The organism is Caulobacter sp. S45, assembly GCF_009765965.1.
Classification (GTDB): domain Bacteria; phylum Pseudomonadota; class Alphaproteobacteria; order Caulobacterales; family Caulobacteraceae; genus CAHJWH01.
In genome coordinates this window covers 68,914-82,119 of sequence record NZ_LMUL01000003.1, presented here as the reverse complement: position 1 = coordinate 82,119, position 13,206 = coordinate 68,914, and the positions used below count along the sequence as shown (strand labels likewise).

The following is a 13,206-nucleotide window of genomic DNA, read 5'->3' as shown; positions in this document are numbered from 1 at the left end:
TCAACGCGCCGGGCGGGCGGGGGAGTTCCGTCGTGCGGCCCTTGGCCGCGCCGGTGTCGATGGCTCAGGCGGTGAAGGGCCGGTCGTGGATCCACTGCGACAGCACCCACTTCTCGCCCCGCGTGATCGGCAGGCCGGCGTGCAGGCTGAGCTTGTCCGGCTTGCCGGCCACGTCCACGTGGGTGAAGTACAGCGCATCGCCCTTGGCGCCCTTGTGGCGGAAGCCGACCTTGGGGAAGTCCAGCTCCCCGCCCTCGAAATCGTCGTTCAGGTAGAGCAGGAAGGTGGCGATGCGGTCGCCCTGGTAGGACTTCAACTCGCCGAAGCGGCCCGGGCCGTCGTTCAGCCGGTCGTAGTGCGGCTTGATCTCCTCGCCGAGCGCGTAGTGGAAAACGCGCGGCGGCTCCATGGCGGCGACCGGCAGCCGGGTCAGGGCGGAAATCCGCTCGCGCACCAGCAGCAGCACCAGGTCGGTGTTCAGGATCTCGAACTGGTAGTCGCTGCAACGCCGGGTGGCCTCGACCCCGTCCGCGCGGGTGGCGCCGCTGTACATCATGCCGGGAGCGAGTCGATCGCGGGCGTGCTCGATCAGCCAGTCGCAGACCCAGCTCGGGGCGAAATCCTTGGCGAAACGCACGCGTGGCGTCTCGTACAGGATGTCGCGCGTCGGCGGGGTGAACCAGGACGACAGGTCGATCCGTCCGTCCGGTCCCGCCAGCAGCCGGAGCTGGCGCTGGGCGCGGTCGGAGCCGTAGTCCGCCGCCTGCCTCAGCAGGTCCAGGGCGCGGGCCCAGTCCGGCGGTTCCAGGATCGAGGCCGCCGTCAGGGCCGCGAGCGCGGCGGCCGCGTCGGGATGGCGATGTTCGGCGGCCAGGGCGAACTGCGCCGCCGCCGCGCGTGCATCCGGAGGGGCGTTGCGGCCCAGCAGCAGGTCGACGCCGTCACGATAGACCTGTTCGCCGTCCAGGGGCGGCAAGGTCAGTCGTCCCGATGAACGCGTTCGCGACGCTCGTGCCGCTCCTGGGCTTCCAGGCTCAGGGTGGCGATCGGGCGGGCGTCCAGGCGGGCCAGCCCGATGGGTTCGCCGGTCTCCTCGCAGTAGCCGTAGGACCCCTCTTCGATTCGGCGCAGCGCCGAATCGATCTTGGAGATCAGCTTGCGTTGACGGTCGCGCGCCCGCAATTCGATCGCCTTGTCGGTCTCCGAAGAGGCTCGATCGGCGACGTCGGGATGGTTTTCGGTGGCCGTCTGGAGATTGGTCAATGTCTCCCGCGACTCGCGCAGGATGTCATCTTTCCATTTCATGAGCTTTTTACGGAAATACTCGATCTGACGAGTATTCATGAACGGCTCATCGTCGCTCGGCCGATAGTCATCGGTCGCCGTACTATCGAGCGTCTCAATCGCTGACGCGAAAGCCTGCATAAACGCCCTCACGCAAAAAGCGCAACAATTGCGGCCGTATAGCGGCGTTGTGGCGTCGCTGCAAACCCCCTCGCGCAATGCGGGAGGCATGCGACCATTTGGTCAGGCCGTGAGCCCGTTCCGTTCCCGTTTCGCCAGCTCCACCGCCGCGCGGAGTTCGATCTGGTCGAGGAGCTCGTTCAGCTCGCCGTCTTCGGTCTCGTCGCGGGCCGAGCGCACGGCCTCCCGCAGACCGCGCAGGACGCCGGCGTCCATGCCCTCGGGTTCGAAGGTCGCCAGCTTGAGGGCGTCGAGGGCGTCGAGGATGCTGTGACCCCGGCGCAGGGCGCGACGACGCTTTTCCTTCGGCGTCAGTTCTTCTTGCAGGGCGAGCAGCATGTCCATGGAGGTGGTCGGGGCTAGCGAGCCGGGACGGCCGGCCGCCGCCGCACGGGCGCTGTCGGCGACGCCCGAGGGGGCGAAGCCGCCTTCCGTGTCCCGGGCGGGGCGCGATGTCGGCGCCGCCGCGCCTGTCGGCGCCGATCCGTTGACCTTCATAGCCCCGCAATCCGCAAGTTCAGGGCGAGTTTTGCCCTTGAAACTTGGTGAATGGTTAATGCGCCCGGCAGCTTTTGCCCGTTGTGAGGCCAGGCTCCGGACCCGAGCCCTTTGCGGATCATATAATACATTGATCGTAATGGGGAAAATAAGAACGCCGAGTTGGCACGGAGGTCGCAAGGGCGAGGCTGCGGCGCTGCGCCGACCGCATCGGAGTCCAGTTGGAAATGTGGCGTATCCTTTCGCGTTCGGCGCTGCTGCTGTTCGGTGTCTTCCTCGCGCTGGCGACCTCGGTCGCGCCGGTTCAAGCCCGTTCGCGCATCAAGGACGTGGTCGCCTTCGAGGGGGTGCGCGAGAACAAGCTGGTGGGCTACGGGCTGGTGGTCGGTCTGAGCGGCACCGGCGACACGCTGCGCAACGCGCCCTTCACCCAGCAGAGCCTCCAATCCATGCTGGAGCGGTTGGGCGTCAACACCCGCAGCACAACCAACATCGACACCAAGGACGTGGCCGCGGTGATGGTCACCGCCAACCTGCCGGCCTTTTCCGCGTCGGGCTCCCAGATCGACGTCTCGGTTTCCGCCATGGGCGATTCCAAGAGCCTGCTGGGGGGCACCCTGGTGGGCACGCCGCTGCTGGGCGCGGACGGCGAGGTCTATGCGGTGGCCCAGGGCACGGTGCAGACCGGCGCCATTTCGGCCAGTGGCGCGTCGGGGTCTTCGATCACGCGGGGCGTGCCCACGGCCGGCCGGATCGCCGAGGGGGCCACGGTGGAGCGTGAGCTCGGCTTCGACTTCGCCCACATGGCCAGCCTGCGCCTGACCCTGCACAATCCCGACTTCACCACCGCCGACCGTATCGCCGCGGCGGTGAACGTCCGCTTCCCCGGATCGGCCACGGCCGACAATCCCACCATCGTCACCCTCAAACCCCCGGCGGGGCAGAGCCTGGTGAGCTACATCACCATGGTGGAGCAGCTCGAGGTCGACCCCGACGCCCCGGCCAAGGTGGTGATCGACGAGGTCAACGGGGTGGTGGTGATGGGCGACGAGGTGCGCATCTCCACTGTCGCCATCGCCCAGGGCAACCTGACCATATCGGTGCAGGAGACCCCCCAGGTCAGTCAGCCGGGCGCCTTCTCGCAGGGCCAGACCACGGTGGTTCCGCAGTCCACGGTCAAGGTGGACGAGCAGAAGGGGCGCAAGTTGGTGATGCTGAACGCCGGCGCCTCGCTCTCGACCCTGGTGAAAGGGCTGAACGCACTCGGCGTGACGCCGCGCGACATGATTTCAATTCTTCAGTCCATCAAGGCCGCGGGCGCGCTCCAGGCCGATATCGAGGTGATGTGATGGGTTTGTCCGCCAACTTCGCATCCGGCGCGGTCGCGCCCTTGCCCCAGGCGACGCCGGAACAGCGCGCCCACGTGCAGAAGACCGCCAAGAGCTTCGAGGCCTCGTTCCTGTCCACCATGATGGGACAGATGTTCGAGGGCACCGAGGCCGAGGCGCCCTTCGGCGGCGGCCAGGGCGAGACCGCCTTCCGTTCGTTCATGATGGACGCCATCGGCAAGTCGATGACCAACAAGGGCGGGATTGGGCTGGCCAGTTCGGTCGCGCAGGAAATGCTGAAGATGCAGGGCCTGAGCTGATGACGCTCGCCGCCGACAACGCCGCCGACCGGGTGGAGCAGCTCATCGCGCTGACCGAGCGGCTCACCGCGCGCCTGGAGGCGGAGACCCGCCTGTTCGAAGCCCGTCGCCCGCAGGACGTCGCGCGCAACTCCGGCGACACGCTCGAACTCGCCAACCTATATCGGCGTGAAGCCGCGCAACTGAGGGCCAACCCCTCGCTGATCGCCGGCGGGCCGTTGAACCGGCGCCAGAAGCTGATCGCCGCCACCACCGCTTTCGAGGCCGTGCTGGCTCGGCATGGGCGATCGGTGAAGGCGGCCAAGATCGTCACCGAGGGCGTCGTCCGCGCCATCGCCGAGGAGGTGGCCTCCCAGCGCATGCCGGCGGCCGGGTACGGCCCGCGCGCCAAGGCCCGGCCCAACGACGCCTCCGCCATCACCCTGAATCGTCGGGCCTAGGCGTCCGCACTCGAGCGCCTCAGGCGTGCGGCGGCGCCATCACCAGGGTGGTCTGGACGCCGCCGCCGTTCAGCGCCCACTCCACCGTCCAGCCGGCAGGGACGCTGCTGGCGCTGTAGGGGCCGTTGAGCGGGGTGGGCGGGGTCAGCTCCACGGTCTGGCGCACGACGCCGCCTGGTGTGGCGGCCTCCAGCACATGAGACCCGAAGCTCAGCGGGCGGTTGGCCGCCAGCACGGCGAAACGACCCTGGGCGTCGGTCTCGGTCACGCCGGCGGGCAGGCCGTCCACCGACAGCCGAACCGGCGAGCGGGGCGCGGCGACGCCCGAGACGCCGGCGAAGCCGTTCGGGTCGTAATCCACCGCGACGATGTCGAGGTGTCCTCCCGTCCCGATGGGCAGGGCCGCATAGCCCGCCCGGACCATCACCGCCGCGACCCGCGCGTGCGGAAGGGTCACTAGGGCCCCCTCGGCGTGGACTGTCCGACCGGCTTGGCGGCTGGAGATGGCGAACAGGCGAGGATGGCCCGCCTGCGGCAGGCTTAAGGTCCAGACTCCCTGAGCGTTGGCGGAGGCGTGGAGGGTTTCGCCTTCCGGGGTGGACAGGACGACCTGCGCCTTGGGGCCGGCGCGACCCGTGACGATCACAGCGCCCGTCCGGTCGGCCACGGCGCCGGTCACGCTGGGAGGCGCCAGATAGCTGGCCTCCGCCGTGCTGTTCTCCAGATCGAGGTGCACGAAGGGTTCGCGGGCGGTTGGCTTTTCACAGCCCCCCAGGATCGCGCAGGCGAGCAGGGCCCCCGTCGTGCGCGTCAGGATTCTCGAGGCGTGCGGGTCGGACAAATTGCGGCCTCCAAGGCGCGAACGCCCACCTCCCTCGGCGCGTGGGGCCGTGCTACATCCCAGCCCAAGGGCGCTTCAACAAGCCCGAATCAGACCCTCTCTCAAGGATTGCAGATGCCAGACGGGGCTTATGCCGGCCGCAAGCACGCGGGATTGTCGATTTGTCTGTTCTGCGGCTCGTCCGACGCCACCGATCCCGACTTCCTGGCCGCCGCTCGCGACTTCGGCTTGGAATTGGCCCATGCCGACGTGCGGCTGGTCTATGGCGGCGGCGGGGTCGGCCTGATGGGGGCGGCGGCCAAGGCGGCCCACAACGCCGGCGGCAAGGTGCTGGGCGTCATGCCGGACTTCCTGCGCCGAAGCGAGGTGATCTACGACGACGTGGAGACGATCGTGGTCGCCAACATGCATGACCGCAAGCGCATCATGTTCGAGCAGTCTGACGCCTTCGCCGTGTTCCCGGGCGGGATCGGCACGCTGGAGGAGGTGGTGGAACTGCTGTCCTGGCGCCGGCTCGAGTTGCACCGCAAGCCCATCCTGTTCCTGGACGCCAAGGGTTTCTGGCAGCCCTTCTACGACCTGATCCGCCACACCGCGCAGGCCAAGCTCTCTCCTTCGTGGCTCGGCGACACCTGGCTGTCGGTGGAGCGGGTGGAGCAGGTGCTGCCCGCGATCCGCGCCGCCCTCGCCGCGGGCGAGGGCCAACGCGCGGAAACGGTTGCGGGGAAGATGTAGGCGATCGCTTCGGCGTCCTTCTCCTTCCGCGCAACGCTCCCGATCGGACGCGCCGCGAACGCATCTCGCGATCCCTAGGGCGGTCGCGGGACCCTATGAGCGTGGTTTTAGGGCGACAGGTTTCAGGTGCATCGGCCACGGTCCGGCCACAGGGCCTGGGAAAGCTGCGCGCCTATCTTGAACGCCGCTCGCCGCGAACAACTTAAGCGGCGAGGCCAGCGAGGACCGCGCCATGAGATACCTGCACACCATGGTCCGCGTGGCGAACCTGGACACGGCGCTCGACTTCTACTGCGCCAAGCTCGGCCTGACTGAGACCCGCCGCGTGGACAGCGAGGCGGGGCGCTTCACCCTGGTGTTCCTGGCCGCGCCGCAGGATGTGGAGCGCGCCCAGGCCGAAAAGGCGCCGGTGGTCGAGCTGACCTACAACTGGGACCCTGAGACCTACACCGGCGGCCGCAACTTCGGCCATCTGGCCTACGAGGTCGACGACATCTACGCGCTTTGCGCCAAGCTCCAGGCCGGCGGCGTGGTGATCAACCGGCCGCCGCGCGACGGGCGCATGGCCTTCATCCGTTCGCCGGACGGGGTCTCCATCGAACTGCTGCAGAAGGGCGAGGCCCTGCCGCCGGCGGAGCCGTGGGTCTCGATGAAAAATATCGGCGCTTGGTGACAAGTGTCACGCCCTGGACACATTGTTTCTCATTTGAAGTGGCGAACTTATGCCGCTTTGGTTCGCTTTACCTTTGCTCGCTAGCTCCCTGAAACGCCTTGCGGCTCTGGACCGGAAGGGAAATGCCTGACGTGATTGCCCTTCTCGGTTGGATCGCCGCCTGCATCGGCGTTTTCGGAGCCGCCTTTGCGGTGGCTTCGGCGCGCTGGGCTGGCGCATACATGGCCTCGGAATCGGGCGCTGGCGTCGACATCGGCGCGCAACCGGCTCCCGGCGTGACCATCCTCAAGCCCCTGCATGGGGCCGAGGACGAGCTTCGCGCCAATCTGGAGAGCTTCTGCCGGCAGGCCTATCCCGGCCCGGTGCAGATCGTTTTCGGGGTGCACAGCGCCGACGACGGGGCCGTTCCCGTCGTCCGCGATCTCCAGCGGACCTATCCCACCCTCGACATCCGCCTGGTGGTGGACGGGCGCGTCCATGGCGAGAACCGCAAGGTCTCGAACATGATCAACATGGCCCGCGCCATCGCCCACGAGATCGTGGTGCTGTCGGACAGCGATATCCGGGTGGCGCCAGACTATCTCGAGCGCGTGGTCGAGCGCCTGCTGCAGCCCAATGTCGGCGTCGTCACCTGCCTCTATACCGGCGAGGATACCGGCGCGGTCTGGTCGCGGCTCTCGGCCATGGGCATCAACTACCAGTTCCTGCCCAATGTGACCGCCGGCCTAAGGCTGAACATGGCCGAGCCCTGCTTCGGCGCCACGGTGGCGTTCCGGCGCGACGTGCTGCCCCAGATCGGCGGCTTCGAGGCGCTGAGCGACCAACTGGCCGACGACTACGACCTGGGTCGGGCGATCCGGCGGGCAGGTTATCGGGGCGAGGTGGCGTCGGTTTCGGTGTCGCACCTGTGCGCGGAGCGCAGCTTCCTGGAGCTCTGGCGGCACGAGGCGCGCTGGGCCCGCACGATCCGTATGATCGATCCCGGCGGCTTCTTCGGCCAAGGGTTCACCTACGCCATCCCGTGGGCGCTGCTGGGCTGTGTGTTGGCGGGGCCGAATCCGGTCACAGGAGCGGCGGTGATGCTGGCGCTTGCCGCCCGTCTTTATGTGGTCCACCGTGTCGATATTGCCACGGGCGCCCGCATCAAGGCGCTTTGGCTCCTACCTATGCGCGACATCTTTTCGTTCGCCGTTTTTCTGAGCGCATCTTTTGGTAAGACGGTGACCTGGCGCGGTCGCCGCTTCTGCATTGGCACGGACGGGGCTCTGGTCCCGGCCAAGGAGTCCTTCTTTCATGCTTCGCACCCTGTTCCTGCAGGCGCCTTCCTTCGACGGTTTCGACGGGGGCGCGGGGTCCCGCTACCAGGCCAAGCGCGAGATCAAATCTTTCTGGTATCCGACGTGGCTCGCCCAACCGGCGGCCTTGGTCGAGAACAGCACGCTGATCGACGCCCCGCCGCATAAGCAGAGCCTCGCCGACGTCCTGGTCCACGCCCGCAAGAACGACATGGCGGTGCTCCATACCTCCGTGCCGTCGTTCAAGTCGGACGTGAAGGTGGCCGAGGCGCTCAAGGCCGAGAACCCCAACCTGAAGATCGGCATGATCGGCGCCAAGGTCGCCGTGGACGCCGACAAGAGCCTGCGCGACGCTCCGGTGATCGACTTCGTCGCCCGCAACGAGTTCGACTTCACCATCAAGGAAGTCGCCGACGACCACGACTGGGCCTCGATCAAGGGGATGAGCTACCGCAATGCGGAAGGCGTGATCGTCCACAACGAGGACCGTGCGCTGCTCCACGACATGGACAGCCTTCCCTGGGTCACGCCGATCTACAAGCGCGACCTGACGATGGAGAACTACTTCATCGGCTACCTGAAGCACCCCTACATCTCGGTCTACAGCGGCCGGGGCTGCAAGAGCCACTGCACCTTCTGCCTGTGGCCCCAGACCGTGGGCGGCCACCTCTATCGCACCCGCAGTGTGGAGAACGTGGTCGAGGAGATCGCGTGGGCGGCCAAGGCCTTCCCCCAGACCAAGGAATTCTTCTTCGACGACGACACCTTCACCGACGACCTGCCGCGCGCCGAGGCCATCGCCAAGGGCCTGGGCAAGCTGGGCGTGACCTGGTCGTGCAACGCCAAGGCCAACGTCCCGCGCAAGTCGCTGGAAGTGTTCAAGGCCAATGGCCTGCGGCTGCTGCTGGTCGGCTACGAAAGCGGCAACCAGCAGATCCTCTACAACATCAAGAAGGGCATGCGCATCGAGGTGGCCGAACGGTTCACTAAGGATTGCCATGAGCTGGGCATCGTCATCCACGGCACCTTCATCATGGGCCTGCCAGGTGAGACCGAAGAGACCATCCGCGAAACCATCGACTGGGCCCGCAAGATCAACCCACACACCATCCAGGTGTCTCTGGCCGCGCCCTATCCGGGCACCTTCCTATACAAGCAGGCCATCGAGAACGGCTGGCTGGACGCGGAAAACGCCGAGCTGGTGGACGACAACGGCATCCAGATCGCGCCGTTGCACTACCCGCACCTGAGCCACCAGCGGATCTTCGAGAACGTGGAGACCTTCTACAAAGCCTTCTATTTCCGGCCGAAGAAGATCGCCTCCATCGTCGGCGAGATGATCACCAGCCCGGACATGATGAAGCGGCGCCTGCGCGAGGGCGTGGAATTCCGCGACTTCCTCAAGGACCGCAAGGTGGCGGCGCAGTCCGCGCCGGCGTGAAACGCCTGATCGTCACCGCCGATGACTTCGGCGTCGCCGCCGAGGTCAACGAGGCGGTGGAGCAGGCCCACACGCGAGGGGTGCTCACCGCCGCCAGCCTGATGGTCGGCGGCGGGGCGGTCGACGACGCGGTGGCCCGCGCCCGGCGGCTGGCGTCCCTGCGGGTCGGGCTACATGTCGTCCTGATCGAGGGACGCCCGATCCTTGCACCCGAGCTTGTGCCCGACCTGGTCGACGCTACCGGCGCTTTCCGGCGCGACATGGTGGCGTGCGCGGTGGACATTTTCTTCAAGCCCGCCGCCCGCAGGCAGCTCGCCGCCGAGGTCGAGGCCCAGTTCAAGGCCTATCGCGCCACCGGCCTGCCGCTGGACCACGTCAACACCCACAAGCATTTCCACCTGCACCCGACCATCGCCGGGACCATCCTGAAGATTGGCCGCGACTACGGCCTTAAGGCTATGCGGGTGCCGACCGAGCCCCGCGCCGTGCTGGCGCTCGCCGAGCCCGAGACCGCTTTCGGGCCGGCCTATGTCACCGGCCCCTGGTCGGAGCTGGTCCGGCGGCGGCTGCGGCGCGCGGGCGTGGCCACCGCCGACCACGTGTTCGGCCTACGCTGGTCCGGCGCGCTGACGGCGGCGCGGCTGGAGGCCCTGGTGCGCCATTTGCCGGACGGGCTGAGCGAGATCTACCTGCATCCCGCCGTTCGGGGCGGTTTCGAAGGCGCGGCCGAGGGCTATCGCTATGCCGAGGAGTTCGCGGCCCTAACCGATCCCACCGTGATCGCCGCCATCCGCGCCACCGACGTGCAGCTCGGCGGCTTCGCGGATTTTACCGGAGCGCCGCAACTCGCGGCATGAATCAATGGACTTACGCTCTACCCCTCAAGACGGCCCTGCGGCCGCTATCGACCCCGCGTCGCCCAAGCCCGGCGGCGGCAAGGTCCGGGTCGGCGTGCTCATAGCCGGCGCCCTGGGTGCGATGCTGGCGGTCGGGCTGATCGGCTGGTTCGGCTTCGGCGCGGTGCTCTCGGCCCTGGCGCGGATCGGCTGGGGCGGTTTCGCCGTGTTTATAACGGCCAGCCTGCTGGTCTTCCCCTTCACCGGCGGCGCCTGGGGCGTGCTGGCCAGGGAGGTGAACCCGCGCACCCTGGCGATCTTTATCTGGGGCCGGTTCCTGCGCGAGGGCGCGGGGGACCTGTTGCCCTTCTCCAGCCTGGGCGGAGTGCTGATCGGCGCGCGAGGCGTGACCCTGCTGGGCGTCAGCAACGCCTCAGCCTACGGCTCGCTGGCGGTGGACCTGATGACCGAGATCGTGGCCCAGATCATCTACATGATCCTGGGCCTCGTCCTGCTGTCGGCGCATCTGTCGCACACCAACCTGGGCGGTGTGTTCCTGGCCTGTTTCGGCGGGGCCATCGTGCTGGCGCTGGGCATGATCGGCGGGCTGGTGTTCGCCCAGATGCGTGGGCTGGACCTGTTCGGCAAGGTGCTGGAGCGGATCGCGCCCGACGCCGTGCAGCACATGCAGGGCGTGAAGGACTGGATCGCCGAGCTGAACCGCAAGCCCGACCGGCTGGCCTGGAGCGTGCTCCTGCACCTGGGCGGCTGGGTCGGGTCGGCGGCGCTGAGCTGGATGGCGCTGAATTTCATGGGCGTGAAGCTGTCCTTCGCCGCGATGATCGCCATCGAGAGCCTGCTGTCGGCGGTCAAGAGCGCCGCCTTCATGGCCCCGAGCGGGCTGGGCGTGCAGGAGGCGGCCTACGCCCTGCTCGGCCAGGTGTTCGGCCTGACGCCCGAGATTTCCATCGCCCTCAGCCTGCTCAAGCGCGCCCGCGACGTCGTGCTCGGCGTGCCGCCGCTGCTCGCCTGGCAGGCCCTGGAGGGCAAACGCATCCTTCGCCCCGCCGGCGCGTAGATGCATGACGGCGCACGCTCTGGTCCCGCGCCAGGTTTGCGCCTAAGGTCCGGCCCGCTTTTCTAGACCTTGGATACCGATCGCGCATGTCGACGCCCCCGCGTCATTACCTGGATTTCGAACGGCCCATCGCCGAGATCGAAACCAAGCTTGATGAACTCTCCAAGCTGTCCGAAACCGCCGAACCCGGCGCGTTCGAGGCCGAGATCGACGCTCTGCGCAGTCGCGCGGACCGGTTTCGCCGCGACGTCTATGCGCGGCTCGATCCCTGGCAGAAGACCCAGGTCGCCCGTCATCCCGACCGTCCGCACTTCACCGACTTCCTGGCCGGGCTGATCGAGGACTTCGTCGAGCTGCGTGGCGACCGCGTGTTCGGCGACGACCAGGCCATCGTTGCGGGTCTGGGGCGTTTCCGGGGCGTACCGGTCATGGTCATGGGCCACGAGAAGGGCCGCGACACCGAGACCCGGCTGAAGCACAATTTCGGCATGGCCCGGCCCGAGGGCTACCGCAAGGCGGTGCGCCTGATGGACATGGCCGAGCAGTTCAACCTGCCGGTCCTGACCTTCGTCGACACCGCCGGCGCCTATCCGGGCGTGGGCGCCGAGGAGCGCGGGCAGGGCGAGGCCATCGCCCGCTCGACCGAGCGCGGCCTGGTGCTGGGCACGCCGATGATCGCCACCATCACCGGGGAGGGCGGTTCCGGCGGGGCGCTGGCGCTGGCGGGGGCCAACAAGGTGCTGATCCTCGAGCACTCGATCTATTCGGTGATCTCGCCCGAGGCCGGCAGCTCGATCCTGTTCCGCGACCGTGGCCAGGCGGCGCATATGGCGCGCGCCATGCGCATCACCGCCCAGGAGCTGATTGGCCTGAAGATCATCGACCGCATCATCACCGAACCCACCGGCGGCGCGCACGCCGACGCCGAGGCCGCGATCAAGGCGGTGGGCGATGTGGTGGAGGAAGAGCTGAAGGCGCTGTCCAGCCTGACGCCCGACCAGCTACGCAAGCAGCGCGCCGAACGCTTCTACGCCATCGGCCGCTCATTCGGGTAGGGTCGTCGTCCCACGGCGCCCTTGAGGGGCCTCCCTGCCTACCCCCCCGTGTCATCCCGGCTGTAGCGAAGCGGAGAGCCGGGACCCAGGAGCCGGTGATCGCCACCTCTGGGTCCCGGATAAGCGCTGCCGCGCTTTCCGGGATGACAATGAGGGAGTCGTGAAAGGGTCTACGCCAACCCTTTCAGCGCCTCGCCCAGCTCCTCGACCGAGGCCTCTGTCGTCGCCCACGAGCACATGAAGCGCACCGAGCCGTCGGTGAAGCGGTAGACGTTCCAGCCCATCGCCCGCAGGCGCAGCAGGGTCGGCTCGTCCATTGCGACGAACACGCCGTTCGCCTCCACCGGGTGGGTGACCGGGAAGGGCATGAGCGCCGCCAGCTTCCTGGCCATGGCGTTGGCGTGGGCGCCGTAGCGGGCCCAGGCGTTGTCGGCCAGCATGCCGATCCAGGGCGCCGAGATGAACCGTCCCTTGGACGGAAGCTGACCCGCCTGCTTCAGCCGGGCGTCGAAACGGCGCGACAGGCCCTTGTCGAACAACACCACGGCTTCCGACAGCGGCATGCCGGCCTTGGTCCCGCCCATCACCAGGATGTCGATATCCAGGGTCTTGAGCGCCTTGAGGTCGAAGCCGGACGCTACCGCATTGGCCAGCCGCGCGCCGTCCAGATGCACCGGCAGCCCGGCCGCCTTGGCGATCCCGGTCAGCTCGGCGACCGCCTCGGTGGTGTAGACGGTGCCGTATTCGGTGGCGTTGGTCACGGTCAGGGCCGCCGGCGACTGGCGGTAGGACGCTTCGGGAACCCCCAGCGCCGCTTTCAGCGCGGCCGGGTCGATCTTTCCGGACGCGCCGGCCAGCGGGGTCAGACCCAGGCCGTGGCCGAAGAAGCCCGGCGCGCCGGTCTCGTCGGTGATGACGTGGGCGTGGGTGTGGGCGAGCATCGATTCGAACGGGCGGCACAGGGCGGCGCAGGCCACCGCATTGGCGGCGGTGCCCGAGGCCACGAACCGCACGTCGGCGTCGGCGTCGAGCAGGGCGCGCACGGCGTCGGCGGCCCTGGCGGTCACCGCATCGGTCCCATAACCGGAGGTGAAGCCGCTGTTGGCCTCGATCAGGGCCTGCAGCGCCTCGGGCGCCGCGCCGGCGGTGTTGTCGGAGGCGAAATCGAAGCGGGGGGTCAAGCTCAACTCCTGTGGACTTAG

General features: G+C 68.0%; 14 protein-coding genes and 1 pseudogene. 10 read left to right on the top strand and 5 right to left on the bottom strand.

The window, feature by feature from the left end; all coding sequences use genetic code 11:
- Positions 1-64: 64 nt before the first annotated feature.
- The 3 genes from GSQ87_RS01865 to GSQ87_RS01855 all read right to left on the bottom strand — a co-directional run bounded on the left by GSQ87_RS01865 (position 65) and on the right by GSQ87_RS01855 (position 1,962).
- The gene (locus tag GSQ87_RS01865) at positions 65-976 is read right to left on the bottom strand and encodes a 2OG-Fe(II) oxygenase (protein WP_158912871.1); all 912 of its coding nucleotides are present in this window, start codon (positions 974-976) and stop codon (positions 65-67) included.
- A 2-nt stretch (positions 977-978) separates the two neighbouring features.
- Positions 979-1,425 carry an RNA polymerase-binding protein DksA gene (dksA, locus tag GSQ87_RS01860; protein ID WP_158912870.1) on the bottom strand — a complete coding sequence of 149 codons (447 nt, stop codon included), beginning with the start codon at positions 1,423-1,425 and terminating at the stop codon, positions 979-981.
- Between the two features lie 102 nt (positions 1,426-1,527).
- Positions 1,528-1,962, bottom strand: coding sequence for a flagellar assembly protein FliX (locus GSQ87_RS01855; protein ID WP_158912869.1), 435 nt, complete (start codon positions 1,960-1,962; stop codon positions 1,528-1,530).
- A gap of 227 nt (positions 1,963-2,189) precedes the next feature.
- Here GSQ87_RS01855 and GSQ87_RS01850 point away from each other — a divergent pair, with 227 nt between their 5' ends.
- Genes GSQ87_RS01850 through GSQ87_RS01840 form a run of 3 tightly spaced genes read left to right on the top strand, consistent with a single transcriptional unit; the run spans position 2,190 to position 4,050 of the window.
- Entirely contained in the window at positions 2,190-3,311 is a 1,122-nt protein-coding gene (locus GSQ87_RS01850) for a flagellar basal body P-ring protein FlgI (protein ID WP_158912868.1), read from the top strand.
- Positions 3,311-3,610: a rod-binding protein gene (locus GSQ87_RS01845; RefSeq protein WP_158912867.1), complete on the top strand. Its 300-nt coding sequence runs from the start codon at positions 3,311-3,313 to the stop codon at positions 3,608-3,610. Before GSQ87_RS01850 ends, GSQ87_RS01845 begins: the two co-directional genes overlap by 1 nt.
- On the top strand, positions 3,610-4,050 hold the full coding sequence (locus tag GSQ87_RS01840; RefSeq protein ID WP_158912866.1) for a flagellar basal body protein: 441 nt from the start codon (positions 3,610-3,612) through the stop codon (positions 4,048-4,050). Before GSQ87_RS01845 ends, GSQ87_RS01840 begins: the two co-directional genes overlap by 1 nt.
- Before the next feature lie 19 nt (positions 4,051-4,069).
- Here GSQ87_RS01840 and GSQ87_RS01835 read toward each other — a convergent pair whose 3' ends face one another.
- Positions 4,070-4,891 carry a hypothetical protein gene (locus GSQ87_RS01835; protein WP_158912865.1) on the bottom strand — a complete coding sequence of 274 codons (822 nt, stop codon included), beginning with the start codon at positions 4,889-4,891 and terminating at the stop codon, positions 4,070-4,072.
- Between the two features lie 114 nt (positions 4,892-5,005).
- Between GSQ87_RS01835 and GSQ87_RS01830 the strand changes: the two genes are divergently transcribed.
- The 7 genes and pseudogenes from GSQ87_RS01830 (at position 5,006) to GSQ87_RS01800 (ending at position 12,004) form a co-directional block, all read left to right on the top strand.
- A complete protein-coding gene (locus GSQ87_RS01830) occupies positions 5,006-5,626 on the top strand; it encodes a TIGR00730 family Rossman fold protein (protein WP_158912864.1) in 621 nt (206 codons plus the stop codon).
- 232 nt (positions 5,627-5,858) lie between these two features.
- Positions 5,859-6,299: a VOC family protein gene (locus GSQ87_RS01825; RefSeq protein ID WP_158912863.1), complete on the top strand. Its 441-nt coding sequence runs from the start codon at positions 5,859-5,861 to the stop codon at positions 6,297-6,299.
- Between the two features lie 122 nt (positions 6,300-6,421).
- Positions 6,422-7,558, top strand: a pseudogene (gene hpnI / locus GSQ87_RS22640) (bacteriohopanetetrol glucosamine biosynthesis glycosyltransferase HpnI); the annotation flags it as partial.
- 34 nt (positions 7,559-7,592) lie between these two features.
- The gene (hpnJ, locus tag GSQ87_RS01815; protein ID WP_158912861.1) at positions 7,593-9,035 is read left to right on the top strand and encodes a hopanoid biosynthesis associated radical SAM protein HpnJ; all 1,443 of its coding nucleotides are present in this window, start codon (positions 7,593-7,595) and stop codon (positions 9,033-9,035) included.
- Positions 9,032-9,892, top strand: coding sequence for a hopanoid biosynthesis-associated protein HpnK (gene hpnK, locus GSQ87_RS01810; RefSeq protein WP_158912860.1), 861 nt, complete (start codon positions 9,032-9,034; stop codon positions 9,890-9,892). The genes hpnJ and hpnK overlap by 4 nt, the downstream gene beginning before the upstream one ends.
- Positions 9,893-9,896: 4 nt before the next feature.
- The gene (locus GSQ87_RS01805; RefSeq protein ID WP_158912859.1) at positions 9,897-10,949 is read left to right on the top strand and encodes a lysylphosphatidylglycerol synthase domain-containing protein; all 1,053 of its coding nucleotides are present in this window, start codon (positions 9,897-9,899) and stop codon (positions 10,947-10,949) included.
- An 86-nt stretch (positions 10,950-11,035) separates the two neighbouring features.
- Complete coding sequence (locus GSQ87_RS01800) at positions 11,036-12,004, top strand: acetyl-CoA carboxylase carboxyltransferase subunit alpha (RefSeq protein WP_158912858.1); 969 nt, start codon at positions 11,036-11,038, stop codon at positions 12,002-12,004.
- A gap of 170 nt (positions 12,005-12,174) precedes the next feature.
- On the opposite strand, the gene GSQ87_RS01795 is transcribed toward GSQ87_RS01800, so the two are convergent.
- Positions 12,175-13,185, bottom strand: coding sequence for a beta-eliminating lyase-related protein (locus GSQ87_RS01795; protein ID WP_158912857.1), 1,011 nt, complete (start codon positions 13,183-13,185; stop codon positions 12,175-12,177).
- Between the last annotated feature and the right edge of the window lie 21 nt (positions 13,186-13,206).

Excerpts from the sequence above, each read along its gene's own strand:
- dksA (WP_158912870.1), bottom strand. The coding sequence starts at position 1,425 with ATGCAGGCTTTCGCGTCAGCGATTGAGACGCTCGATAGTACGGCGACC.
- GSQ87_RS01855 (WP_158912869.1), bottom strand. The coding sequence starts at position 1,962 with ATGAAGGTCAACGGATCGGCGCCGACAGGCGCGGCGGCGCCGACATCG.
- GSQ87_RS01850 (WP_158912868.1), top strand. The coding sequence starts at position 2,190 with ATGTGGCGTATCCTTTCGCGTTCGGCGCTGCTGCTGTTCGGTGTCTTC.
- GSQ87_RS01845 (WP_158912867.1), top strand. The coding sequence starts at position 3,311 with ATGGGTTTGTCCGCCAACTTCGCATCCGGCGCGGTCGCGCCCTTGCCC.
- GSQ87_RS01840 (WP_158912866.1), top strand. The coding sequence starts at position 3,610 with ATGACGCTCGCCGCCGACAACGCCGCCGACCGGGTGGAGCAGCTCATC.
- GSQ87_RS01830 (WP_158912864.1), top strand. The coding sequence starts at position 5,006 with ATGCCAGACGGGGCTTATGCCGGCCGCAAGCACGCGGGATTGTCGATT.
- GSQ87_RS01825 (WP_158912863.1), top strand. The coding sequence starts at position 5,859 with ATGAGATACCTGCACACCATGGTCCGCGTGGCGAACCTGGACACGGCG.
- hpnJ (WP_158912861.1), top strand. The coding sequence starts at position 7,593 with ATGCTTCGCACCCTGTTCCTGCAGGCGCCTTCCTTCGACGGTTTCGAC.
- GSQ87_RS01805 (WP_158912859.1), top strand. The coding sequence starts at position 9,897 with ATGGACTTACGCTCTACCCCTCAAGACGGCCCTGCGGCCGCTATCGAC.
- GSQ87_RS01800 (WP_158912858.1), top strand. The coding sequence starts at position 11,036 with ATGTCGACGCCCCCGCGTCATTACCTGGATTTCGAACGGCCCATCGCC.